The 23,312-nt window shown below is 68.5% G+C and carries 24 protein-coding genes and 3 pseudogenes; 13 read left to right on the top strand and 14 right to left on the bottom strand.

The genetic code is table 11. From position 1 onward, the window contains the following. Nucleotides 1–113: 113 nt before the first annotated feature. The 4 genes from ACZ5VQ_RS42590 (at nucleotide 114) to ACZ5VQ_RS42575 (ending at nucleotide 5,222) form a co-directional block, all read left to right on the top strand. The gene (locus ACZ5VQ_RS42590) at nucleotides 114–3,386 is read left to right on the top strand and encodes an ATP-binding protein (RefSeq protein ID WP_469109707.1); all 3,273 of its coding nucleotides are present in this window, start codon (nucleotides 114–116) and stop codon (nucleotides 3,384–3,386) included. 446 nt (nucleotides 3,387–3,832) lie between these two features. Beyond that, nucleotides 3,833–4,411: a dihydrofolate reductase family protein gene (locus ACZ5VQ_RS42585; RefSeq protein WP_469109706.1), complete on the top strand. Its 579-nt coding sequence runs from the start codon at nucleotides 3,833–3,835 to the stop codon at nucleotides 4,409–4,411. 344 nt (nucleotides 4,412–4,755) lie between these two features. After that, nucleotides 4,756–4,902 (top strand): hypothetical protein, encoded by a 147-nt coding sequence (locus ACZ5VQ_RS42580; RefSeq protein WP_469109705.1) that lies wholly within the window; start codon nucleotides 4,756–4,758, stop codon nucleotides 4,900–4,902. Next, nucleotides 4,902–5,222, top strand: coding sequence for a hypothetical protein (locus ACZ5VQ_RS42575; RefSeq protein WP_469109704.1), 321 nt, complete (start codon nucleotides 4,902–4,904; stop codon nucleotides 5,220–5,222). The genes ACZ5VQ_RS42580 and ACZ5VQ_RS42575 overlap by 1 nt, the downstream gene beginning before the upstream one ends. A 403-nt stretch (nucleotides 5,223–5,625) precedes the next feature. On the opposite strand, the gene ACZ5VQ_RS42570 is transcribed toward ACZ5VQ_RS42575, so the two are convergent. Further along, complete coding sequence (locus ACZ5VQ_RS42570) at nucleotides 5,626–7,845, bottom strand: pentapeptide repeat-containing protein (protein WP_469109703.1); 2,220 nt, start codon at nucleotides 7,843–7,845, stop codon at nucleotides 5,626–5,628. Between the two features lie 312 nt (nucleotides 7,846–8,157). Between ACZ5VQ_RS42570 and ACZ5VQ_RS42565 the strand changes: the two are divergent. After that, nucleotides 8,158–8,700: pseudogene (locus tag ACZ5VQ_RS42565) on the top strand (LLM class flavin-dependent oxidoreductase); the annotation flags it as partial. Nucleotides 8,701–8,801: 101 nt separating this feature from the next. Beyond that, a complete protein-coding gene (locus ACZ5VQ_RS42560) occupies nucleotides 8,802–9,236 on the top strand; it encodes a hypothetical protein (protein ID WP_469109744.1) in 435 nt (144 codons plus the stop codon). Nucleotides 9,237–9,438: 202 nt separating this feature from the next. On the opposite strand, the gene ACZ5VQ_RS42555 is transcribed toward ACZ5VQ_RS42560, so the two are convergent. The 4 genes from ACZ5VQ_RS42555 to ACZ5VQ_RS42540 all read right to left on the bottom strand — a co-directional run bounded on the left by ACZ5VQ_RS42555 (nucleotide 9,439) and on the right by ACZ5VQ_RS42540 (nucleotide 12,189). Continuing rightward, nucleotides 9,439–10,644 (bottom strand): MFS transporter, encoded by a 1,206-nt coding sequence (locus ACZ5VQ_RS42555; protein ID WP_469109738.1) that lies wholly within the window; start codon nucleotides 10,642–10,644, stop codon nucleotides 9,439–9,441. Nucleotides 10,645–10,729: 85 nt separating this feature from the next. After that, the gene (locus tag ACZ5VQ_RS42550; protein WP_469109702.1) at nucleotides 10,730–10,894 is read right to left on the bottom strand and encodes a hypothetical protein; all 165 of its coding nucleotides are present in this window, start codon (nucleotides 10,892–10,894) and stop codon (nucleotides 10,730–10,732) included. A 351-nt stretch (nucleotides 10,895–11,245) separates the two neighbouring features. After that, nucleotides 11,246–11,680: a VOC family protein gene (locus ACZ5VQ_RS42545; protein WP_469109701.1), complete on the bottom strand. Its 435-nt coding sequence runs from the start codon at nucleotides 11,678–11,680 to the stop codon at nucleotides 11,246–11,248. 212 nt (nucleotides 11,681–11,892) lie between these two features. After that, complete coding sequence (locus ACZ5VQ_RS42540) at nucleotides 11,893–12,189, bottom strand: hypothetical protein (RefSeq protein WP_469109700.1); 297 nt, start codon at nucleotides 12,187–12,189, stop codon at nucleotides 11,893–11,895. Between the two features lie 174 nt (nucleotides 12,190–12,363). Here ACZ5VQ_RS42540 and ACZ5VQ_RS42535 point away from each other — a divergent pair, with 174 nt between their 5' ends. Then, nucleotides 12,364–13,059, top strand: a complete 696-nt coding sequence (locus ACZ5VQ_RS42535) for an alpha/beta fold hydrolase (RefSeq protein WP_469109699.1) — start codon at nucleotides 12,364–12,366, stop codon at nucleotides 13,057–13,059. A gap of 151 nt (nucleotides 13,060–13,210) precedes the next feature. Here the strand turns inward: ACZ5VQ_RS42535 and ACZ5VQ_RS42530 are convergent, their stop codons facing one another. Next, complete coding sequence (locus ACZ5VQ_RS42530; RefSeq protein ID WP_469109698.1) at nucleotides 13,211–13,780, bottom strand: hypothetical protein; 570 nt, start codon at nucleotides 13,778–13,780, stop codon at nucleotides 13,211–13,213. On the opposite strand from ACZ5VQ_RS42530, the pseudogene ACZ5VQ_RS42525 reads away from it, so the two are divergent. Then, nucleotides 13,755–13,949, top strand: a pseudogene (locus ACZ5VQ_RS42525) (transposase); the annotation flags it as partial. The gene ACZ5VQ_RS42530 and the pseudogene ACZ5VQ_RS42525 overlap by 26 nt on opposite strands. Nucleotides 13,950–14,071: 122 nt before the next feature. Continuing rightward, a pseudogene (locus ACZ5VQ_RS42520) lies at nucleotides 14,072–14,233 on the top strand (transposase); the annotation flags it as partial. Nucleotides 14,234–14,264: 31 nt separating this feature from the next. Here the strand turns inward: ACZ5VQ_RS42520 and ACZ5VQ_RS42515 are convergent. Then, nucleotides 14,265–14,534, bottom strand: a complete 270-nt coding sequence (locus ACZ5VQ_RS42515) for a hypothetical protein (RefSeq protein ID WP_469109697.1) — start codon at nucleotides 14,532–14,534, stop codon at nucleotides 14,265–14,267. A 437-nt stretch (nucleotides 14,535–14,971) separates the two neighbouring features. Between ACZ5VQ_RS42515 and ACZ5VQ_RS42510 the strand changes: the two genes are divergently transcribed. The 3 genes from ACZ5VQ_RS42510 (at nucleotide 14,972) to ACZ5VQ_RS42500 (ending at nucleotide 16,556) form a co-directional block, all read left to right on the top strand. Next, nucleotides 14,972–15,610, top strand: coding sequence for a M15 family metallopeptidase (locus tag ACZ5VQ_RS42510; protein ID WP_469109696.1), 639 nt, complete (start codon nucleotides 14,972–14,974; stop codon nucleotides 15,608–15,610). Nucleotides 15,611–15,885: 275 nt separating this feature from the next. Then, the gene (locus tag ACZ5VQ_RS42505; protein WP_469109695.1) at nucleotides 15,886–16,188 is read left to right on the top strand and encodes a hypothetical protein; all 303 of its coding nucleotides are present in this window, start codon (nucleotides 15,886–15,888) and stop codon (nucleotides 16,186–16,188) included. Beyond that, on the top strand, nucleotides 16,185–16,556 hold the full coding sequence (locus tag ACZ5VQ_RS42500; protein ID WP_200401074.1) for a type II toxin-antitoxin system death-on-curing family toxin: 372 nt from the start codon (nucleotides 16,185–16,187) through the stop codon (nucleotides 16,554–16,556). Before ACZ5VQ_RS42505 ends, ACZ5VQ_RS42500 begins: the two co-directional genes overlap by 4 nt. Before the next feature lie 240 nt (nucleotides 16,557–16,796). On the opposite strand, the gene ACZ5VQ_RS42495 is transcribed toward ACZ5VQ_RS42500, so the two are convergent. From ACZ5VQ_RS42495 to ACZ5VQ_RS42465, 7 genes are all read right to left on the bottom strand, one after another. After that, entirely contained in the window at nucleotides 16,797–17,450 is a 654-nt protein-coding gene (locus tag ACZ5VQ_RS42495; protein ID WP_469109737.1) for a class I SAM-dependent DNA methyltransferase, read from the bottom strand. Between the two features lie 219 nt (nucleotides 17,451–17,669). After that, complete coding sequence (locus ACZ5VQ_RS42490; protein WP_469109694.1) at nucleotides 17,670–18,122, bottom strand: ALF repeat-containing protein; 453 nt, start codon at nucleotides 18,120–18,122, stop codon at nucleotides 17,670–17,672. A 143-nt stretch (nucleotides 18,123–18,265) separates the two neighbouring features. Further along, nucleotides 18,266–18,442: a hypothetical protein gene (locus ACZ5VQ_RS42485; RefSeq protein WP_469109693.1), complete on the bottom strand. Its 177-nt coding sequence runs from the start codon at nucleotides 18,440–18,442 to the stop codon at nucleotides 18,266–18,268. A gap of 318 nt (nucleotides 18,443–18,760) precedes the next feature. Further along, complete coding sequence (locus ACZ5VQ_RS42480; protein WP_469109736.1) at nucleotides 18,761–19,405, bottom strand: DNA alkylation repair protein; 645 nt, start codon at nucleotides 19,403–19,405, stop codon at nucleotides 18,761–18,763. Nucleotides 19,406–19,749: 344 nt separating this feature from the next. Next, the gene (locus ACZ5VQ_RS42475) at nucleotides 19,750–20,694 is read right to left on the bottom strand and encodes a LysR family transcriptional regulator (RefSeq protein ID WP_469109735.1); all 945 of its coding nucleotides are present in this window, start codon (nucleotides 20,692–20,694) and stop codon (nucleotides 19,750–19,752) included. Between the two features lie 228 nt (nucleotides 20,695–20,922). Further along, nucleotides 20,923–21,216 carry a hypothetical protein gene (locus tag ACZ5VQ_RS42470; RefSeq protein ID WP_469109692.1) on the bottom strand — a complete coding sequence of 98 codons (294 nt, stop codon included), beginning with the start codon at nucleotides 21,214–21,216 and terminating at the stop codon, nucleotides 20,923–20,925. Nucleotides 21,217–21,668: 452 nt separating this feature from the next. Further along, entirely contained in the window at nucleotides 21,669–22,541 is an 873-nt protein-coding gene (locus ACZ5VQ_RS42465; RefSeq protein ID WP_469109691.1) for an SDR family NAD(P)-dependent oxidoreductase, read from the bottom strand. A 51-nt stretch (nucleotides 22,542–22,592) separates the two neighbouring features. Here ACZ5VQ_RS42465 and ACZ5VQ_RS42460 point away from each other — a divergent pair, with 51 nt between their 5' ends. Beyond that, complete coding sequence (locus ACZ5VQ_RS42460; protein WP_469109690.1) at nucleotides 22,593–23,243, top strand: TetR/AcrR family transcriptional regulator; 651 nt, start codon at nucleotides 22,593–22,595, stop codon at nucleotides 23,241–23,243. The last annotated feature ends 69 nt before the right edge of the window (nucleotides 23,244–23,312 follow it).

The raw sequence follows: 23,312 nt of genomic DNA, 5'->3' as shown, positions 1-23,312 counted from the left end.
CTCACACGGCGCTGACACTCCCGTCCGGCGCCTTCCGGTACGGGCGTCGACAGGGAAGTCAGGTACTGCTGCCCTGATTTGGGGATCGTGCGTGCGCACGCGAAGATCGGGGGATGGACGGGGACGCCCGGCTTCGCATCACGCTGCTCGGCGCCTTTCAGGCGTCTCGCGGTGGCACCGTCCTGCCCGTTGTCGGCGCGCGGTTGCAGGGTCTGGCCGTACGGCTGGCGCTCGCCGGCGGTCGTACGGTCGCACAGGGCGTCCTGGTGGACGCGATCTGGGCCGAGCATCCGCCGGCCGGCCCCGCCCACGCCCTGCAGGCCCTCGCCTCGCGGCTGCGCAGGGCCATCGGCTCCGCCGACGCTGTCGCGCAGGTCGCGGGCGGGTACCGGCTGGACGTGGCCGCGGCCGACGTGGACGCGCTGCGGTTCGAGCAGCTCGCAACCGCCGGCCGTGACTGCCTGCGCGGCGGCGACCCGTATACCGCGGCGGCCGTGCTCGGTGAGGCCGTGGCGGTGTGGGGCGACCATCCCGGTACCCGTCCCGGCGCCGAGCCCACAGCGGTTGCCGCGGTGGCGCCCGCCTCCGCGACCCGGCTGGCCCACGCCTCGGTCGAGGCCGTCGCCGACCTGGCCGACGCCGAGCTCACCCTGGGCCAGGCCGACATGGCAGCGGCCCGCCTGACCGCACTGCTCACCGAGCACCCCGTCCACGAGCGGGCGGCCGCGCTGCTCATGGACGCGCTCGCCACCCAGGGCCGCCAGGCCGAGGCCCTTGCTTTGTACGAGCGGGTCCGCGAAAACCTGGCCGACGACCTCGGCACCGACCCGGGCGCCGCCCTGCGCGAGCGCCACCTGAGCCTGCTGCGCGCCGAGCGGCCCGCCCAGGCCGCCAACACCGCACAGGCCGGACCCGGCAACCTGCCCGCGCCGCTGACCAGCTTCATCGGGCGCAACGACGACCTGGCCCGGATCGGCACGCTGCTCGCCGCCGGGCGACTGGTCACCGTGCTCGGTCCCGGCGGCGCCGGCAAGACCCGGCTCGCCGTCGAGGCCGCCCGCCGCCACCGACACGAGTACCGCGACGGCGCCTGGATGATCGACCTCGCCTCGGTGACCGAGCCGGCCAAGGTCGGCGCGGCCCTGCTCGCCGGGATCGGGCTGCGCGGCGGCGCGATGTTCGAGGCCCGGACGCGAGTGGACGGCGACGACCTGGACGTACTCGTCGACCAACTCGGCGGCCGCGAGAGCCTGTTGCTGGTCGACAACTGCGAGCACCTGATCGACGCCGTGGCCCACCTGGTCACGGCCCTGCTGTCCCGCTGCGTCGGGCTGCGCGTGCTCGCCACCAGCCGCGAACCCCTCGCGGTCGACGGCGAGGCGCTCGTACCGCTCGGCCCGCTCGCGCTGCCCGCCCCGGACGACGGCGTCGAACAGGCTCAACGGGCGGCATCGGTACGCCTGTTCACCGAGCGGGCCGCGGCCGTACGCCCCGGCTTCGACGTCGACGAGACGACGCTGCCCGAGATCCGGCGGGTGGTCCGCAGCCTGGACGGGATGCCGCTGGCTCTCGAACTGGCCGCGGCCCGACTGCGGACGCTGTCGCTGCCCGAGCTCGCCGACGGGCTCTCCGACCGGTTCCGGCTGCTCACCACCGGCAGCCGCACCGCGCTGCCCCGGCACCGCACGCTGCGCGCGGTCATCGCCTGGAGCTGGGACCTGCTGAGCGAGGACGAGCGTACGGTCGCCGAACGCGTTTCGATCCTGCCCGCCGGAGCCACACCGGCCTCGGCCACCGCGCTCTGCGCCGACACCGCGGTACAGGCCGCCGACATCCCAGAGCTGCTCGCCGACCTGGTCGACCGTTCACTGCTGCAACTCGCGCCCGCCCCCGGCCGCTACCGCATGCTGGAGACGTTGCGCGAGTACGGCACCGACCGCCTGGCCGAGACGGGCGACCTCGGCACCGTCCGCGACCTGGCCGCCGACCACTTCGCCGAGCTGATGGCCCGGTACAACCCGCAGCTCCGCGGGCCCGGCCAGCTGACGGCCATACGAGTCATCGGCGCCGAGTACGACAACACGCTCGCCGCGCTGCGCCGGCGATGCGACACCGGCGACGCCCCCGGCGCGGTCGCTCTTGCCCTGAACCTGACCTGGTACTGGCAGATGTTCGGCCGGAAGTCCGACGCGGCCCACTGGCTGGGCGAGGCCTTGTCGGTGCCCGGCGGCGAGCCGACGCCCGACCGCGACTGCGCCCACGCGATCCATCTGCTCAACCGGGTCGACACCCGGCCGGGGACGGCCGCCGAGCAGGCCGCGGGCGACCAGGCCGAGCTGCGCGAGCTGGCCGACCGGCTGCTCGCGTACCCGGAGCTGCCCGGCCCGTACGGCGCGCTCACCGCGCTCCCGCTGGCGTTCCTGCAGGAGGATCGGAGCACGCCCGCGCTCGTCGAGCGCCTCGCCGACGGCGACGACGTGTGGCTGTCCGGGCTGGCCCGCATGTTCCGTGCCCAGTTCGCCGAGAACGCGGGCGAGCTGGACCGGATGCGCACCGACGTCGAAGCGGCCCTGGCCTGTCTCCAGCAGGTCGGCGACCGCTGGGGCCAGGCCAACGTGCTGCCGTTGCGGGCCCAGCTGCGGCAGTACGACGACGAGCTCGACGGCGCGCTGGCCGACCTGCGCGAAGCCCGGTCGCTGGCAGGCGAGTTCGGCTCGCTCAGTCTCGGCGACGAGGTGTTCGGCGACCTGCGCTGGATCGACCTGCACCTGCGGCGCGGCGACACGGACCTGGTGATCGCGATGATCGACTCGGCCCGGGAGCGGGCGCTGCGCGCGAACTCGCCGGAGATGCTGCTCCTGGTCGACGCGTGGGACGCCGTCCTCTGGGTGCGGCTCGGCGACCTGGACCGGGCGCGGGAGCTGCTCGACAAAGCCGAACAGGGGCTGCACGACGATACCCCGTTCCCCGGCGACCACGGGCGGACGCTGGTCGGCAGCGCACGGGCCTCGCTCTGCCTGGAGACGGGCGACCCGGCCGGTGCGGCGAAGGCGCTGGCGGCGGCGTACGCGGCGGCCCTGGAGACCAGGGACCTGCCCATCCTGTCGCTGGTGGCGGTGAACACGGCCGCACTCGCCGAGGCGTACGGGCGGCATCACGAGGCCGCCGTCCTGCTCGGCGCCGCCTCCCGGCTGCGCGGCGCCCACGACCGCACCGATCCACAGGTTCGCGACCTCACCCGTCGAGGTCGGACCGCGCTGGGCGAGGAAGCCTTCGCCGCGGCGTACGAGAAGGGCTGGGAACTGGACGCGAAGACGGCCGTGACCGAAGTGGATCCGGCCCGGGTGTCCCCGGAACTCAGGACCGCTCACCCGGACCCCGAGTAATTCAGTCGGGCGGGTCGAAGGACGCCGTCGGCACACCCAGGCGCCGACACCGGTCACTCCCTCGGCAATGGCGGCTGCCGCCTGACCGCATATGAGCCGAACTGACGAAACAGGAACTTGGCGAGTTCCCGGCATCGCGAATCGTGCCCGCTGCCATGACTGCCATGAACGAGAAGGAGATCCTGGATCGCTCAAGCGCCAGTGAGCTCTCGCCACTTCCTTCAGCCCTGCCGGACGACGGACGGCGCGCCCCTGCCCCCGGCACTTCGCCTCGACGCCCTCTTACAAGCCACCATGCCGAAACGAGTGACCGGCGGAGTCCGCCCCCTGGAGGCCCCCCGGAGCCGCATCCGGGTTGCCGGACTCCGTGAGCCGAGGGCGATGAGTTTCGGCGTGGTCGCCAGTCTGTATCCACACAAGCGATCACCACACTTGAGGAGAGCGTCATGACTGCCACCTACACATTCGACGTCTTTTGCAGCCTCGACGGCTTCGGCGCCGCCGGCGGCAACTGGACCGGTTACTGGGGCAAGCAGGGCCCCGAGCTCCTCGACCACCGCCTCGACCTGTACGGCGAGGATCAGCGGATGGTCTTCGGGGCCAACACGTATCGGGCGTTCGCGCAGATGCTGGCCGCGAGCACCGAGGAGTCCGAGGTGCGTGACCCATGGGTCACGCGGATGAGGAACCTGCCGGCAACGGTGGTCTCGACCACACTGGAGGGACCCCTCGACTGGCCGGATGCGAACGTCGTGAGCGGTGACGCCGTCGACGTCGTCGCCCGGCTCAAGGAGGAGTCCGAGGTGCCGTTGCGCTCGCACGGCAGCCTGTCGATGAACCGGGCGCTGATGGCCGCGGGTCTCGTCGACCGCGTCCAGGTGACGCTCTTCCCTGTGATCACCGGTCGGACCGGGCTGGACCCGATCTTCCAGGGCGCATCCGACTTCGACCTGGAACTGATCGAGAGCCGGACCCTCGACGGCCACATCCAAGAGCTCGTCTACCGGCCCACCCTGCATGTCTGAGACCATCCACACGCCCCGCCCCGTCAGGCAGCCGATCCTGACGAGAGTCCCCGCCGTCCAAGCGACCCACACGTGGACGAAGTCGGTGTCGTTGACCGCGCCGCTGCTGAACGGCCGCAGCCTCCGTCTGCCGGAACGGAACGCGGTGAGCCGAGTGACCGGGGTTGCCGACAGTCCTGGCGTTGATTCCAACGACCGCTGCTCCAGCGCCGGCCCGCCGCTCGGCGAGCCGGATCCGTCTCCCCGAGCCGACGGGACCGTTCACGATCGGTACGGTCTCGCTCCGACTGACGGACCGCACTCGGCCCGACCCGTGGATGCCGTCGGCACCCCACCGCGAACTGATGATCAGCGTATGGTACGCGGCTCTCGCGCCACGCCGCGAGCAGCGCCTCGCGCCGTACATGGAGCGCGGTGCGGCCCAGCGATTCGACGCTCTGGCGCCGCATCGCAAGTTGCCGCCCACGGCCTGGACCGCCCCTTCCTCCTGATGGGCCGTGAAGGCAGCGACCACGCGCGAACCGAGCCGTCATGGGCGGCGTTCTGGTCGCACAGCACAGGATGGCGCCGCGACCTGACCCTGCGCGGCTCCCGACACCAGACGTACACCGATCTCGCGGCAGTCATGCCCCAGACCGGCCTCGGCCAGGACATCGTCGAAGAGGCCATCGGCACGAACGACCCCGCCCGTGCGGTCACGGTGATCCGAGCCTGTGTCACCTCGTTCTTCGACCGCTGGCTGCGAGACCGCAACGACCATGTTCTGGACGGTCCTTCAGGGAGTCTCCCCGATGTCACCTTCGTCTGGTGAGCGGTTGCGCCACCTCACAACGAGGCTCTCGTGCCGTGGGAGGGGGAGGCGTTCCAAGTCTCAACCGGCAGGCCAGGGCTGTTGCAAGGTCGTGTGATCTGACGCTGTGCTGGTCAGCTGATGCCGAGGAGGTCCAGCGGGCGGGTGAAGGGTTGGCAGGAGACGACCCGCAGTTCACACCGACCATGCCCGCGGCCGCGGGCCGCATGGCAGGCGATGACCCGCCTCCAGGGCAGCAAGCGCAGCGCTGTGAACAGGGACGGCTGGTCGTTCTTTACCACCAGCAGGCAGTGGGCCTGCTGGTCCCGGTGGGGGAGCGGACGTGCTTGCGCCGGGTGCGCAGCGCGTTGCCGGTGACGACGATCCCGGTCAGGTCGACGGCTTGAGCGCCGGCTGCGGTGGGTCAGCGTTTGACGCGGTTGCGGACGGCCAGGACGGCCAGGCCCAGAAGGACGGGTTCGGTCACGCGGGAGGCCATCTCGATGTAGGTGCCCGCGGTGGTCAGATTCTGGCCGGAGGAGCGAAACACCACCGAGTTGAGTGTGACGTTCAGGGCCTTCTCGAAGCGCCCGCTGGTGAACCTGCTTCCCGTGGGGTTCTGGGGGTCGGCCTGGTCGATCTCGAAAGTGACCTTGCCGCCGCCGGGGGGCACGGTGCCGGTCGCTTTCTGCTTCGGGGAGTTTTGGGGGAGTCCGAAGCCCATCAGCAGCACGAGGGTGATGAGCACAGCGGCCGCGAGCCAGCCGAGGGCCCGGGAGGCGCGCAGGCCGTAGCCGGACAGCAGCCAGTAGCCGTGCAGCAGTCCGCGTTCAGTGCGGGTGGTGCCCACGCGGTCGTGGCGGCGCATCTCCGTCTCGCCGTAGTAGAAGTCCGCCGCGCCGGGCTCGTTCTTCCCGTCTTCGAACGCCTTGCGCAGCTGCCGGTAGAGCGCGGCCACATCGTCCGGATCGGGGGTGAGAACAGGGTCGGGATGATGCGGCCCGCTACGCCAGTCACGTGGCGAGGGCGCCTGGCCCGGATGCGGTGCGGGTTGGCCGGCAGACTGCGCGCGCCAGTGGTGCTCCTCGGCCAAGGTGCGCCGACGGGTCCACCGGTAGGGCCAGATGAGGTTGCGGCGGTGCAGGCCAGTAGGGGGCTGGGCGAAGGTGGAGCGGCCTTCCAGGCGCAACTGATCAAGGTGGAAGGCCCCGGAGAACAGGCAGTCGCTCAGGTCGGTATCGGTCAGAACCAGTTGTGCGGCGTCCACCCCGCGCACCGAGACCACTCGTACCCCGCTGTCCGAGTCTGCCAGCTGGCTCTCGTCCACAACCATGCTGCCGCTGACGGCGGTGAAGGTGAACGGGGCGGGGTGGGCGGCGACCGCCACGGGGGAAGACAGCACCGCTTGGCTGAGGTCCGCTGCGGCATACCGCAGGCGCAGGGTCGCCGTCGACTCCCACCGGGTCCTCTCGCACAACACCGCACCAGCCGCGATCTCCAGCGTCACCGGCGCCTCGAACACCGCGCCGGCCAGGTCGACCTCCGTCGGGCATGCCAATGGCCCGAACAACGACATCACCATGAACCGCGCCTCGACGAACCTGGCGGCGGCCGAGAAAAATGCCCCTTCGAACCGGGTCTCGCCGGCGAACGTCGTCTTGCGGAACCAGGCGCCGCCGGAGAACTTCGCCTGGTCGAACCGGGTCTCGCCGGAGAACAGTGCCTCGGCGAACCAGGCGGGAGCGGTATCGGTGAACTGTGCCTTGTCGAACCAGGTGCGACCGGCGAACTGCGCGTTGTCGAACCAGGCGCCTTCGGCGAAGTGCACCTCGTGGAAGCTCGTGGTGCCGGTGAACTGCGTCCTGTCGAACTTGGCGTTTCCGGAGAAAACCGCGGTGTCGAAACGGGCGACGTCGGTGAACCGCGCGTCGTGAAAATAGGCGGTGCCGGTGAACTGCACCCGGTCGAACCAGGCTTGACCCGAGAACTGAGCCCCGTCGAATCCGGCGCTGCCGGAGAACTCGGCGTCGCTGAAGGAGGCGCGGCCGGCGAACTCTGCGCCGCAGAACCAGGCGTAGTCGGCGAACTTCGCTCTTCCGAAGTGGGCGGAGCCGGTGAACTGCGCCTCGTCGAACCTGGCAGTGCCGATGCGGGGCGGATGATAGGAGTCCTTGAGGGCTCCGAGAAGGGCTTCGAGGAGTGGTTCGGTGAAGGGGACGCCGCGGTGGTCGATGTCACTGCCGGGAGCCAGACCGGCCAGGTAGGCGTCGCGGGCGACATCGGCCACGTGGGCGAGGCATGCCGTGTGGCCGGGGATGTGGACACCGCGGCAGCCAACCGGGTCGTCCGGGGTATTGCCGTGTCCACAGTGCGGCCATTCAGGCGGAGTTGGAGACGTCGAGGGGCTCAGGTGCGGCATAACCGAAGGATGATCCCACGCGGCCGGATGGTTGCCGACCTGCCACGTGATCCGCAGCACTGAAATCGTCGCTGTGGCACTGAGGAGGACTCCTGAAATGAATCGTGCGCTACTGAAATCATCCGCGCGGTCCGACTGCGGGGCCGCAGCGGCCCATTGCCCGATCGCCGGGCGTGAGCGGGCGTTGGCCACTACCGTGGACGCCGCGATCAGCACCACACTCACGAATAGATGACGTACTCCCCGCCTACGGCGCGGGCCCGGCAACCTGACCAGCCGCCCCCTCAGCGACATGCCCGCCACCCGGTGCGGGGCAGGGTATTGGCGAGACACGGCATGGCGGACCGACGGCACATCCAAGCTCCGTTGTAGGCAGACGACTTGGGAAGGTCATCTGCATCAACGGGGCTTCGTTGCGGTCAGGCATGGCCACCCCACCCTGCGACGTTACGAGTTCACGCGACTCCGCAACCGCCCTGCGCCGGGACCTGCCATGCTGAGCAGGCTCGATTGGATCCTCACACCTTGGAGGTTTTGATGCGTGCAGGCGTCGTTGTCGCCGCGCAGCCCGGTGTGGAGGAACTCGCCGTGCGGGCCGAGGAGTTGGGCCTGCACAGCTTCTGGGTCAACGACACCCCGATGGTCCACGGCGACCCCTTCGTCGCCTTGAGCCTGTGTGCGAAGGCCACCAGCCGCATCAGGCTCGGCATCGGCGTGACGTCACGGGCGCTGCGCTCGGCCCCGGCCGCCGCGAGCGGGCTCGCCAGCCTCAACGCCCTTGCACCGGGCCGGATCATCTGCGGAGTCGGCACCGGAAACACCGCCCGGCGCACCCTGGGCATGCAGCCGACCACGGCGGCCAGGCTGGAGAACTTCACCGTCGTACTGCAGGACCTGTGCGCAGGACGTTCGACCGAGTACCGGGAGGGTGACCGGGTCCGCGACATCCGGTTCCTGCACGCCGGGGCGCATGTGAACACCGCCGACCCGATCGAGTTCGTCGTGGCCGCGCTGGTCGGACCGAAGGCCGCTGCCGTCGCCGGCCGCCGCGGCACGGGCCTCATCTCCTTCGGCCTGCTGGACCCCACCGCCTGGCACGCGCTGCACGACACCCGCCGCCACGCCGCCCAGGGCACACTCCGCGCCCCGACTCCCACACGGACCCCCGGGCGGACTCCTACGTGGTCACCTCGCTCCACCTGCTCGACGAGGACGAGGACCCCCACGGCGACGCGGCCCGGGACGCGACGGGCCACCTCGTCCTGTCGCTGCTGGCCTTCGCCGCCGACACAGCCGCCGACACACCCGCCTTCGTCGAGCAACTCGGCCCCGAGGAACGCGAGGCGGTGCGGCGGCTCCTCGACCGGCGCGGCACCACCGCCACCGCGCCGGACCGGCACACCAAGCTCTACCCCAACTACCTAGGACGCATCGCACCGCAGGACCGGGACCTGGTCCTGCCCTCGCTGATGAACACCCTGGCCCTGGTCGGCACCCGCGACGACCTCCTCGCCCGCATCACCACCCTGGAACAGGCCGGCGTCGACGAACTCCTCGTCCAGCCGGTGATCGACCCGCCCACCGAAATGGCCCAGCTCGCGAAACTCCTCACCTGAACTGACCTGCCTGCCGCACGTCCTCAACCTGCACACGCACAAGATCACCAAGACATTGCAATCGCCCTGACCCGCAGGCGCAGGAGCGGAGTTGACTCTCTGTTCTGCCGAACCGGCGATGAGAGATCACTTTGAAGACGGACCTTGGTCGAACGCGGCGAGCGTCGCCAGGTGTGCTGCAACGGTTCCCGCCGACGTCGATTCACATGCGGTGCTCAGTCTGCCGCGCGGGTGACCTGGCTTGGCGTGCGGCAACGGCCATGACGACGACGGAGATCAGGACGATGCCGGCGCCGACGTAGAGCGGCGCGGTGTAGCCGAGGCCCGCGGTGATGGCAAGGCCTCCGAGCCAGGCGCCCAGCGCGTTGCCGATGTTGGACGCGGACACATTGGCACTGGCGGCCAGTGCGGCTCCGTGGGCGAAGTCGGTGACGCGAGTGATCATGCCGGGCACGCTGGCGAACCCGAACAGCCCCATCAGAAACACGAGTATCACCGACGCGGTGGCGCTGCCGGCCAACAGACCGAACATGGCCAGGGTGACGGCAAGCCCGAGCAGGGCAAGGACCAGGGCGCGGTCACGGTCGCGGTCGGCCGCTCGCCCGCCGACCAGGTTCCCGACGACCAGACCGACGCCGTACACCATCAACAGCCAGGCGACATCCGAGGGCGAGAAGCCGCCGACCTCGGTGAACGTGTAGGCGATGTAGCTGAACGCACCGAACATCCCGCCGTAGCTGAGCGCGGTGGCGGTCAGAGTCAGCCAGACCTGCCAGGAGCGGAACGCACGGAACTGCGCCCGCAAACCGTCGGCGGGTGTCGGGTCCGAGTGGCCCGTCACTGTCGGCGGTCGCGACTCTCCCGCCCCGTCGGGGACAAGGGCGGCGATTCCCGCCAGCGCGAGCACGCCGATTGCGGTGACCGCCCAGAAAGCCACCCTCCAGCCCCAGCGTTCACCGACCAGCGCGCCGAACGGCACACCCAGCACGTTCGCGAGCGTCAGCCCCGCGAACATGACCGCCACCGCGCGGGACTTCCTCTCCGGCGCGACCAGACTGCGAGCGACCAGCGAGCCGATACCGAAGAACGACCCGTGGCACAAGGCCGCGACGATCCGTCCGAGCAACATCACCGGATAGCTCGGCGCGAGCGCGGACAGTAGGTTGCCGATGACGAACAACGCCACCAGGCCGACCAGAACCGCCTTGCGGGGCAGCCGCGCCGTCGCCGCGGTCAGCGCGATCGCACCGATCGCGACACTCAACGCGTACCCGGAGATCAACCACCCCGCCGCTGCCTCGGACACCGCGAAACTCGACGCCACCTGTGGCAGCAGCCCGGCGATCAGGAACTCGGTCAGCCCGATGCCGAACCCGCCGAGCGCCAGCGCCACAAGCCCACTCGGCATCGGCCGCCGGTCGATCACGCTCCTGTACGCCATGGGGCTGGACGCACCGTCTCTCATTTGCCTTTCGTCTCCTTTGAGGAGGCTTTCAAGTCGAGTACGGGCGGGGCGAGTTCACGCCAAGCCGCAGTTCAACGTCCAGTTCCTCGAAGGTGGGCGGCATCTGTGCCTCGACGACGGGGCACCGCGCCCTTCCACGACGTCGCCCGGGCGCCCACGGGAAGTCCGTGTCCCAGACGCTGAATTCACTCATGGCCCACCCTCGCGCCTGAAGGCGGACTCATCCATGGACAAATATCGAGGGTGCTTGGACGAAAATGCGAACACCGGGGCCATGCGGAGGTGAGCCCGCCACCCGGATCGTGCCCCCCGCGACACAGGCGCTGGGAAGCCAATCCGGCCGTCCGCGCCGAGCTCAGCCGACTTCGTGAGAGCGCCGACACCCGACTCGTCGTCGCCGCGGGCCGGTCGGCCCGCGGCAACCGCATCGACAGCAAGGCGTGGGAACCGTCCGGTGTGAAGGCCGCCATCGGCCGGACCACGGTCATCACGGACAGGGGCTACCGGGCCATCGGCCCGGCCGTCCTGCAGTCTCGGAGGATGCTCAGTCGAGACAGAACTCGTTGCCCTCGATGTCCTGCATCGTGATGCATGACTCGTTGTCGTCATCGGCAAGCTGCGTGAGCACGTGTACCGCACCGAGCGCGATCAGTCGTGCGCATTCGGCCTGAAGCGTGGCCAGACGCTCTTCACCCACGAGTCCCGTGCCGGCCCGCACGTCAAGGTGGACCCGATTCTTGACGACCTTGCCTTCGGGAACGCGCTGGAAGAACAGTCGAGGGCCCTCACCTGAGGGATCGCTGCAGGCGAACCATGAATCCCGATCCTCCGGAGGCAGGGAGCGGTTGAAATCGTCCCAAGAGGCAAACCCCTCCGGTGGTGTCGGTGCGACGTACCCCAACACCTCGCACCAGAAACGAGCGACGCGCTCAGGTTCCGCACAGTCGAAGGTGACTTGGAACTTCTTGATCGATGACATCGGCGCACCATAGCAGGGGGACTTTGCTGCTCATTTCCCGGCGTGGATGCGCACGTTGTCGGGAGGACGGTCCCCGGCCGGCCGCTGCTGTGTCGTGCGGTCGCGGGAGGGCGGAACCGCTTAGAGGCCTCTCGACTGAGGACCGGAACCGCACCTCAGGACCCAACCCCGACCAACCGCCCCCACGTTCAGGATCAGCTACGGGACGGCCTTCAGCGGGTGACGACGTTGAACACCGGGTAGGTCTGCGGTTGCACGTCCGCGAGGCCGAGTTCTCGCAGGATGGGGATGAGGGTCTCGCCGAACTGCTGAAATGCCTCCTCGGACTCCCAGACGTCCACGACGAGCCAGCCGTTGCTGGTGGGCGCGGCAGTGTGCGAGATGAGTCCGGACACCGGCCAGTCGGCGGGGCTCTTGACCGGGCCGGGTCGACCGGCGACCTTCTCCGCGCTCTGCTCGTACTGGGCCTGGGTCATCCCCGGCATGTCGAGAACCACGACGATGGCCATAGGTGACTTCCCTTGCGAAGAGGTACGGAGTCGTTCGGCCAGGTGATCACCTCGGAAGCCCCAAAGAGTCGGCGATGCGGCAAGGCCACGTACATCCCTGCTCTGCCGCAAGCCTCCACAGCAGAACTGAATTCAATTATGGTTCGGTCCGTATCGTAGGCGAGGAGGTACGTCATGGCGTTCGTTCTCATCCATGGGGCAAGCTTCGGCGCGGACTGTTGGGACGAGCTGATCCCCCATCTGAGTGCCGAAGCGTTGGTGGTCGACCTTCCGGGGTGCGGGACCAGAGCTGAAGCCGACCTGGGCACGGTCACTCTCGCGGACTGCGCCGATGCGGTCCGCGAGGACGTCGAAGCGAAGGATCTGCGCGACGCGGTCCTGGTCGGTCATTCTTTCGCGGGCGTCACGATCCCGCGTGTCCTGGACCTCATACCCGACCGGATCCGCCACGTCGTCCTCGTGTCGGCCGTGGTCCCGGCGGACGGTTCCCGGGTGCTTGACCAGATCGATCCGGGAGTGCGGGACCTGGTGGAGCAGTCCATCGTCGACGGCGTATACCGCCAGACCCGAGAGGGCGCCGCCGCGATGCTGTGCAACGACATGGACGAGGCGACCGCTGCGTCCACCCTGAACCGGCTGGCCGACGACTCGGCCGCCTTGCTGAGCGAGACCGTGAACCTGAGCGGCTATAGACGCGAGATCCCCCGGACGTACGTGCACCTCACGCGCGACCAGTGCTACGTCGAGGAACTCCAGCAGCGATCCATTGCGCTGCTTCGGCCCGACGTCATCGATCTCGACACCGGCCACATGGCCATGATCAGTGCGCCCGAAAAACTTGCCGCCGTCCTCAACGCCATCCACGACTGATCGCCCCGAGACTCTTGGGGCGTGAAAGACCCAACCGATCCACAAGACTTGGCAAGTGCTCCCCATCGGCAGCCGGTGGGGGAGAGGCCCGTACGCCCAGCAGTCTCGGTGACCTCCACCTGGCTGTCGCCAACCTGAACCCCACCTGCCATCACCGCACACGCTGCGGACGCTGCACCGCAGTGCCTTCACGTCGTGTTCCGGCAGCACCCCGTGTGGGGGCCACGCGCTTGAGCTTGGTCCAGCCGGTCCAGCCCCGCTCCTTCAGCAGCCCGATCAGTCGACGGGCGGGCGGTGCGGTGTCGAACGTGAGCGCGTCCATCAGCTTGACGAATGGTGGCTCGATGTCGGCATCGTCGACGTAGCCCTCGCCCTGCTCCTCGGCCATCCGCGTGATGTACGCGGCCAACTGGTCGGCCAGTTCGACCAGCCGCGGATCGTCGTCGGCCCGGTCGAGAGCCCGGCCCAGGGTGAGATAGAAGTCGATGAGCTGCGGGTCGGCGAGCTGTTCCCGCTTGCGTTCCATCCACTCAGGAACCCGCTGGGGCGAGTGTGCGGCCAGTGGGATCCAGCCGTCGCGCTCGACCCGTACGATCCGCTCGCGGTGCCGCTGCCGTTCCCGGATCTCCGCCCGCAGCCGTTTGCCGATGTCCGCGACCGCAGCGGCGAACTCCTCCTCGTCCGCCTGCAGCAGGATGCCCCTCCGCGCCCTGACCGGCAAAGCCCGGCCATGGAAGCCTCACCGTCTGCGCCTGCGGCTGTTCTTCACCGCCGCCCAGCTCGTCACCACCGGACGCCGCCACATCTTCCGGCTCGCTCGACACTGGCCGTGGACGGATGTGATCACCAGCGCGCTCGTCGGGCTCGATGCACTCCCAAACCCCGGCTGAGCAGCAGCGATCCTGTCCCTACAAGCAGTAAGCACACCCCCGAGCCGTGTGACCCTCGACGAACTAGGCGCGAGGGGCGACCTCGACGGGTCCCGGTGCGCGATCGCCTCGGTGAACATGCGGGCATCGAATCCTCAACCCGCCTGGGGCGGCACCGGTGGACTGTCGAGCGCATCGTGAACTGGCTGGGAGGCTTCCGCTGCCTGCACCGCCGCTACGAGCGCAAGGCCGAACACTTCCTCGCCTTCGCCGGCATCGCCGTAACCCTCATCTGCTACCGCCGGTTCGCCAGGCAGCTGCACTCGACGTTCCAGGTCAGCGCCACTCGGACGGAATGTTGGCGAGCTGCTTCACCAGGTCCCAGTCGGCTGGCCGGAACTTCGGATCGTGCCACAGGGCGCCGCTGGCAACCCAGTATCCGCGCAGCTCGCGGACCTGTGACACGTTGTCATCGCCGATGCCGGACTCGTTGTAGCAGCAAGGACAGATGACGTACTGCGGGACTCCGTACTCGTTGAACACCGCTTCGCCCTGGTCGTATCCGCAGATCCGGCAGGCGGTCTCGGTCTTGTTCTCCATGCTCATCTCGACCACAGCCTAACCACCAACGCCAAATGCAACGACGTCTATAGGGGAGAACCACACGGGCGCCTCGCCGGTCGACCGCGGCCGGGTCGGTGGACTGAGCACCTACCTCTGGGGAGTGGAGAGGAGCAGCCGAGACGGCGTCGGAGTGGAAACCGAATCGATCGTGGATATGCCTGGAAAAGGAAGCCGGAGGCATCCGAATTAATTCGATATTCTCGAAATAGCGACTGGCTTGTTAGTGATTTCACGCATCGTCTGCAGTGTCGGCGGCCAACCCTTGTCGGGCGTAGGGCATCGCGGATGGCTTCTGCCGGAACGGGTTCGTCCTCAAAAATCAACACACGGGCGATATTGATGCTACGAGCTGGTGCATATCGTCGGCGTCTCGAAAACCAGATACGTGCTGGCAACGCCACGCTGTCTTGACTTGCAGCATGATTCAAACTCCACCATCAGCACGATCAACGACCCGCCGGATTCGCTGGCTCTCAATCGTCGGCCTGGTATTCGTCATAGCAGCGATCACCGCAGCCCTCGGCTACCAGGTGTCGCAGTCCTCGTCCTCCTCATCGACCGTATTACCCTCGAATACTCTTCGCATTGAAGACCGTGGTGCGCTCGGCGAGGCAGATGGCGCCGTCCCCGACGGTGTGACGGTCTTCGATGACGAGACTCCGGCCGTGGCCAACCTCGACCCAGATCTGCTCAAGGCACTCCGCCAGGCCGCTACGGATGCCGCGGACGACGGAGTCGAGTTCTACGTCAACGGCGGTTGGCGTTCCCCGGAGTACCAGAATCACCTTCTTCGCGAGGCGGTCTCCAAGTACGGATCCGAAGACGAGGCCGCCCGATGGGTGGCCACCGCGGCGACGTCTCCTCACGTGTCGGGGAACGCGGTCGACATCGGGCACTCCGATACGACGGTGTGGCTGGCCAAACACGGTGCCGAATACGGGCTGTGCCAGATCTACCGGAACGAACCCTGGCACTACGAACTGCGCACCAATGCGATCGATCGTGGATGCCCGCGTATGTATGCCGACCCGACCCAGGACCCGAGAATGCAGCAGTGACCAGTGGTGAGCGAGGACAGACGCTGGCGTAGATGGACACTGCGGATGCCGGACAGGGCGGCGCCGGCCGCCGGGGAAGCGGCTCCGGTGCCCGGCGCGTGGGCATCCGCCCGGCCATCCGCACCCGCTCCCGACCGGAGCCCTGGAGGCGCGGCCCGATGCTCGCGGCGCCGGCGCTGCTCCTCGGCCTGCTCATGCTGCTCCGGGAAACCGCCCCAGAGGTTGCAGCCGGGAATCACGGGTTCTCGCCCGGACACGCTGGTACCGTCGCTCATATGGACGAGAACGGTGCCCCGGTGTCCGGGTTCGACCCGGAGCAGTACGCGCGTGTTGAACGCGCCGCTCAGGTGGTCGGCAAGACCCCGCAGGTCTTCGTCCGTGACGCCGCGCTCGCCGCCGCCGACGACCCGTTCATCAAGGCCCTCGGTGATGCCGGCGACCGTGTGCGGAACCTCGCGGAGGTCTTCGGCACGCAGGACACGCGAGCTGCCGGTGACGACAGCACGGCCTGGCCCGACCCGGCGCCGATGAGCAGCCGCGATCTGCACGAGATCGAGCAGCACGGCCACGCCGCGTGACGCGCTACCTCACCCCGCAAGAACTTCTCCAGATCGCCCAGACGCTCCCGGGAGACCCCGCCTGCCTCGACCTCGGCGTTCTCGATGGCGTCTGCGCCCGTGTCCAGGCCCACTACATGGGACGCGACGTCTACTCCAGCGACTGGCTCAAGGCCGCAGCGATGCTCGAGTCGGTCGCCCTCCATGAGCCGCTGGACGACAAGAACCCGTTCTTCGCGTGGATGGTCGCCGAGGTATTTCTGAACACCAACGGCCACTACATGCACTACGAGCCGGAAGAAGCCCTGGCACTCGTCATGCGCGCCCGGCACAAGGGCGCGCGCGTCCAGGAGCTTGCCGCCCAACTCCGCGCCTGGACCACGGACTGACGGCGCTTTCACGCGAACCGGTCCGATCCGGGAAACCGCAGAGACATGTCCGACGCGGGCTGTTGGCGCGCCCGCGTGCTCTTGGCCCTGCACCGCCAACAGCCTGCATCACCGAGGGAGGGGCTCTGCCACCTTTCAGTTGGCATCCCGGGCGCGAGTACGACGGCCAGCGCTGGATTCTCTCGTGGTGGGGGCGTGTAGCGCCTTGCAACACCGCTGGGTCGTTGAACGGTCCATGGCCTACCGGCTAACAGGCTGGCGGCGCGCTAGAACGATTCCCCCGAGCGTGCTCTCGGCTGACGTGAGAGTCCTGTGCGCCTCGACGGTGAAGCCGGCTTCGTCGAGCCAGGCAGCAATGCGGCTGTGCTGTCGACGATGGACATAGAGCTTCATCGAGTGGCCGCCGTAGCCCTCCGTCTTCAGCTGCGACTCATCACCGACGTGGAAGCCGATCAGCAGCGGGCCACCAGGCCGGACCACTCGCTTGAAGTGTGCAAAGACCGAGCAGATCTCGTTGTCGGGGATGTGGATCAGCGAGTACCAAGCGACCAGGCCGGCCATCGAGCCATCGGCAAGGTCGAGGTCAGTCATCGAGCCGAGCTCGAACCGTAGGCCGGGGTGATCGCGCCGAGCCACCTCGATCATCCCGGGCGACAGGTCGATCCCGAAGGCGTCCAGGCCCAGTTCACTCAGGTGGGCCGTGATCCTCCCCGGCCCGCATCCGACGTCCGCGACCGGGCCTCCGCCACTGACGCGCACCAGGTCGGCGAACTGAGCCAGAACTGCGCGCTCATGGGGCGTTTCATCCAGCAGGTTGCGCATCCGGTCCGCGTAGCTGGCGGCGACCGTGTCGTAGGACGCTCGGGTTTCTTCCAACCAACCGTCAGTGTTCAGTTCGATTCCCACGACGGCAGGCTACCCAACAGCCCACACGAGATGACTTCCAGCGAGGGCCAGGACCTGTCGTTCGGATCATTCCGGGCTCCGGCGCCTGGCACGCGTTTCTGCGGCGTTGTAGTCAGTCGCCAACACGCGGCGCTGACTCCCTCCTCCACCTTGCAGCTACACGCACCAGGCCCGGCTCCTGATCCGACCTGGTCCGAAGGGCAGGCCCTAGCCGTCGACCTCGTACTGGCCGACCTCAAGGAAGTAGCGCAGCGCTTCTGGGGTGTTGTCGTCCAGGGCCGAGTACGCCGATGCGCGCAGGGCGTCGCTGATGTTGGGATCGGCCAGGATCCGTGCGATGGCGACGCGGTCGTCCTCGGCCTGAGCGAGGCGGTAGCCGGTCTCGAGCCACGCGCGCATCTCCTCCACGGTGCCGTCGTCGAGGAGCTGGTTGGCCTCTCGGGTCACTCGCTTGCCGCTGTCGGGGTCGGCAAGGATGCGGAGGATCGCGATGCGTAGGTCGTCCGCGTCCATCTCGTCGTAGGGGGAGCCCGTGTCCGCCACCGCTGCCGCGGCGGTCGACGGCATTGAGGCGGTGGCGGCTAAGGACGGAGTCGAGAGCAGCAGGGCTGGAGCGAGGGCGCCGGCGGCCACGGCGAGGGTCGCGCGGGTCAGTCTCACGGAGTGAACCACCTTGTGTCGTAGTCGAGGAGTACAGCGGGGGTATCGTTTCAAGGGGAGCCGGGCCAGGTCTCTGCCCGGATCACGAAGTATTCACAGGTTCTTCATTGCCGACGGCCTGCCGCCAGGCAGTTTTGTTTTGATCAGCGGGTCGTGGGTCCGCGTGTGCCGTTGACCGAGGCGGAGTGGGCGCGGGCGTCCACCGCCTTGATGGCAGAGGCCGGAGCGTCGACGAGAACCTCAGCCGAGTTGTCCCGGTGGACTCCACGATCGTGGGCGTTCACCAGTACGCGGCCCGACGCGCCAGACGACCACGCCATTGGCCGGTCCCGCGGTGGAACGACCACGAAGATTCCCCTCGCGGCCGACGGCTGTAGCTGGTAGCCGGATTCGATCCCTCGGAGGCCAATGTGCGGGAGAGTGCCCCGGCCGGGCAGGAAAGTCCGCAGACACCTACGGATCCACCGGCTCGACGTTGGTCACAGGTCTGCCCTACGGCGAACGACCAGGTCGCTTCAATCGACTCGGGCAGCCCTGCCTGCTCTTCAGCCGTAGGCGACATGAGGTGCCTCACGACCGGTTGGCATCGGGTGCCGCGTTCGAAGGGGGTAGAGGCAGGAGCGTGAGCGCGAACCCTCCTACTTGTCGTTCTGTCGGCGCACCATCTCGGTGATCCAGATGGGCGCGAACGGAGAGGTGCAGCCCGGGGACGTCGGATAGCCCTTGAGCACCTCCAGGCGCTCACCGATGTCGATCGCACGGGTGCGGAGTTCGGGGTGCTCGATCCCGATCTGAGCCAGGCAGTGGTTCATCGCCCACTGCAGGCGATCCGGGGCGTCTTTCATCTCCGCCTCGATGACGTCGAGCAGTCCTGAGAGGTCCAGTACCTCGGGCTTCTTCGCGACGCGTTCAGTGGTCAGTGCCCAGCCGGCACTCGCGACCACTGGATCCGGATCGGCGAACCAGGCCAGGCGCAGCTCTTCGGAGTGCGGGTTCTTCTTGACCACATAGTTCACGAGCCAGTCGTGCACCTTGGGTGTGCGCGCCTCGCGCAACATGACGTCCAACTCGCCAAGCGCGAACGCTTTCGGGCGGCAGATCAGGAGCGCCAGCAGCCTCGCCGCGGTATCACCCGAATCCCAGAGGCGGCGCGCGAGTTCCTGCTGCGTCTTGAGCCGCTTCGCGATCGCGCGCAGCTTGCTGAGGTTCACACCGTGATCGTCACCGTGTTTTTCGTTCACCTCGCGTGCTTTTGGGTCCTCGAGCGCGGCCAGCTCGGCCATCACCTCGGCCACCGTCGTCTCGGTCAGAGCTGTCTCGGCCACCTCAGCCTCCTGTCCATCACGAGCGAGATTCAGCCCATGACGGAAGTCGGCCTCCTGTCGTACACGCCGGTTCGGCGGACGTCATCGATGCGAAATCCGGCGTGCTCGCAAATTTGCAGCAGTTCTCGGTGCTCTCTCTCGTCCTCCTCTCGAGAAGCCATCCAGCTCCCGGCCAACTCCTTGGCCCTGCTACCTGAGGCCGTGGTGCTCTGGCGGCATGAGGAGCCGACTGGGCGACGAGCAGTCGGTGCTGGCGCCGAGCCTTGTCCGCACTCTGTGCTCGCCTGTGGGTGTGGTGATGGTCAGGCACGTTCAGGCTGCACGGGCTGGCTCCATCCGGGTGTCCAGATGCCGCTGGTGGGGCGGCCCGGATAGGCGGATGTGAGATGGCGACGCAGGGCGGCCAGGGAGGGGTGAGGGTTGTCGGTGCGCCAGATCAGCGGGTGAGGGTAGAGGGGGGTCGGGTCTTTGATGGGGATGCGACGCAGGTGGTGGCCGGCGGGCCAGACCAGCGGGGTGTGTTCGCTGACGAAGGTGCCCAGTGTCGTGGAACTGGCGATGGTGTCGAGCAGGGGCTCGTTACCGAAGTCCGGGCCGACTGAGTCGATGATGATGCCGAAGGTGGTGGCGAGCTCGTCGTAGTAGGCGGCCCACTCGGTGCGGGGCATGTTCCCGGGCATCCAGATCCGGCGGCCGGCGAGCTGGGCGGGAGTGATCGCGGGGGCATTCGCGAACTCGTGTCCCGGTCCGGTGAACAGGTACAGCGGTTCGTCGAAGACGGATGTGGCTTCCACGCCGCGGGGGAGCTGCTGGCCGGGCATGGTCACAGCGCGGAAAGTCGCATCGATGGTTCCGGCCCGGACGGCGGCGATGGCCGTGTCGGAGTCGAACAGCGTCACGACATCCAGCTCGGTCTCGGGGTGGGCCCGGTGGAAGCCCCGCAACAGACCGGCCAGGGAGAGCTGGCGGCCGATCACGTCGACGCGCAACGCCCGATGTCCTGGCCGTACGGAGTCGACGGCCCGCTCAGCGGCTTGGAGGAGCCTGCGGGCGTGGGGCAGGAACGCCTGCACGTCGATGGCGAGCCGCGCTCCGCGTGCGTCCCGGGTGAAGAGCTGGACGCCGAGCTCCTTTTCCAGCGCGGCAATGCGCTTGGACACCGCTTGCGGAGTGACCGAGAGATCGGTGGCGGCCTCTTGGAACTGTCCCGCATCCACAACGGCGACGAAGGTGCGCACGGCAGTGATGAGCCGTGGAGGTGATGGGCAGTCAGGCCCGTGGCCGACGATCTTCTTGGCGCGGTCGAGCGCCTGGTGCTGCAACCGGGCGTGCGTGTCGAGGGATTCGCCGTAGCGGTCGCGCAACTGGGCGACGTAGTGGCGCTCGCGCTCCTTACCGTGGGGCGAAGATCGGTGTCCCGGGCGCAGGCGGTGTCGGCCACGGCGAGCTTCCGCTCGGCCTCGACGGCCTTGGGCTCAGACGTCCTGTGAGCTGGCGCGACCGCTGACTGGCGGGACGCACCTGGGTCGTTGTAGACGTACTCCGCCCGGTTTCATACACCGTGACCAGGCCTGCGCCGCCGAGAACCGCTGGTCGGCCAGCACCTTGGGTACGTAGAGCGCCCGGAGATGCCCGACGGCCTTCTCTGCACGGAACCAAGCCTGGGGATCCCCGTACAGCTTCTTCTCGGCCACGGCCTCGGCCTCGGCCACGCAGCCGCCCATGCGCTTGCGCAAGGTGCCGCCGCCGAGGATCTCGACGGCGATCACCGGCGCGTGGATCCCCTCGTCCAGAGCCTCGTCGTAGGCCTGGCGCCGCTGCTCGGAAAGTCTCTTGCGGTAAGCGAGGTTGGGGTTCGAAGCCCGCGCGGCCGCATCCTTGGCGTCGATGCGGCTCCCCTATCCGTGCTTGCGGGCCCAGTCGGCATCGTCCAGCACATAGCCGAGCGTGCGGCTTTCCTCCGGGCTGAGCCGCTCGGCCTCCCAGAACTCGAAACCCCGTCGTCTCATGCACGAGCCGATCAGCTGTTGCTGTGCGTCCGAGATCCTCAAATGCTCGGCATCGGTCAGTTGCCGGGCCCCACCGGCCGACGGAGACACCGTGCTCTGCGGAGTGTGCTGGGCACTGCCAGCCTCCGTCAGGTCGGAGCGGCACCACCGGACGCGCTCCCGACCGTCCACCGCGTTGCCGAACCTGGGCGCGAGGTGGACAGAGCGATGGGTCAGGCCGCGGCTCCCTTCGGGTAGTGGCGGCGCAGGTTGGCGGCGAGGACGCGGTCGAGCGTGCGGTCGGACAGCATCCACACCAGGCGGGTGACCAGGGCGGCATCCCTGCCGATGGTGTAGCGGGTGCGCGGCCTGCGGGTGGTCACGGTCTTCGCGATGACCCGGGCAGCGGCGTCGGCGGTCAGTCCCGACGCGGTGCCCAACGCCATGAACGTGTTGTTCGCCTGAACCAGGCGGCCGTAGCGCTCGCCGTGCTCCGGCGTCATTCGGGCGGCCAGGTCGTTCGCCGTCTCGATCCCGCGGGCGGCCATCTCCGTACGGACGCCGCCGGGCTCGACCACGACCACCTGTACGCCCAACGGCGCGACCTCCCGGCGCAGTGAGTCGCTGACCGCCTCCAGGGCGAACTTCGCACCGGCGTACGCACCGTAGGTGGCCATGGCGACCTTGCCGCCGACCGAGCTGATGTTGATCACGCGGCCGTTGCTGCGCAGCAGCGCGGGCAGGAGCGCCTGAGTGACAGCGATATGACCGAACAGGTTGACCTCGAACACCCGCCGCCACTGATCCATCGGCAGGGCTTCGACCGGGGCGTTGACCTGAACGCCCGCGTTGTTGACGAGAGCGTGCAGCGCGCGCGGGTCTTCGGCGACTCGCGCGGCGAGTGCCGCCACCTGATCGGACTGGGTGATGTCGAGGATGACCGGCTCGATGCCGGTCATCCGAATGGCGTCGGCGTCATGGTCACGTCGTACGCCGGCCAGGACGTGGAATCCCTGGCGAGCCAGTTCGCGGGCGGCTGACGCGCCCATGCCCGTGGAGGCTCCGGTAATGACGACCAGCTTCTGAGTTTCAGTTGACGTTGTCACCTTAGTGACGCTACCAGTACAGATGACACTGTCAACTGTATGATGGGGTCCATGGTCACTCGTGCGGAGTCCGCCGCCGTCACTCGCCGCGCTCTGCTCGACGCGGCCGCAGAGCTCCTCGACCTCGGCGGCCCCGAAGCCGTCACCCTGCGCGAGGTGGGCGCGCGGGCAGGCGTGAGCCGCGGGGCGCCGTACCGGCATTTCACGGGCAAGGACAGCCTGCTGACCGCCGTCGCGACCGAGAACTGGGAACGGATCGCCGACCAGGTGCACGCCCTGCGGACCGATCCGGCCCTGCCGGCCTCCGACAAACTGCGCGGCGCTCTCCGCACCCTCCTCGGCGTCGGCCGGGATCAACCACACCTGTACCAGATGCTGTTCAGGCGCCACGGACACCGTCCTGAAGAACTTGGTGAAGGACTCGATCGCGTACGACGTCAGTTGTGCGGACCCGCCGGCGACCCCGCCGCAGACCGCATCCGCGCGGCCGGACGCTTCCAGGACGAGTTCCTGGCCATCGTCGCCGGCCTCGTCGGAGAGCGGAACGCACGGCACTACGGAGCCCTGCTGCTCACCAGCGCCCACGGCATCGCTGACATGGAACTCAGCGGCCACTTGGACACAGGCGGGTTGGGCACCACTGCCGACGAACTCATCGACACGCTCGTCCGCATGGTCGCCGACGCCGGGAAAACGACATAGGGATGCCCAGCCCTGCCTCCAGCTACTGAACTTGAATGGGTGATGTCGGGGGAGGGGGAGCATGGTGGT

It is taken from the genome of Streptomyces sp. NPDC033178 (genome assembly GCF_055577685.1).
The sequence above is the reverse complement of the archived record's forward strand: the minus strand, read 5'-3'. Positions and strand labels throughout refer to the sequence as shown.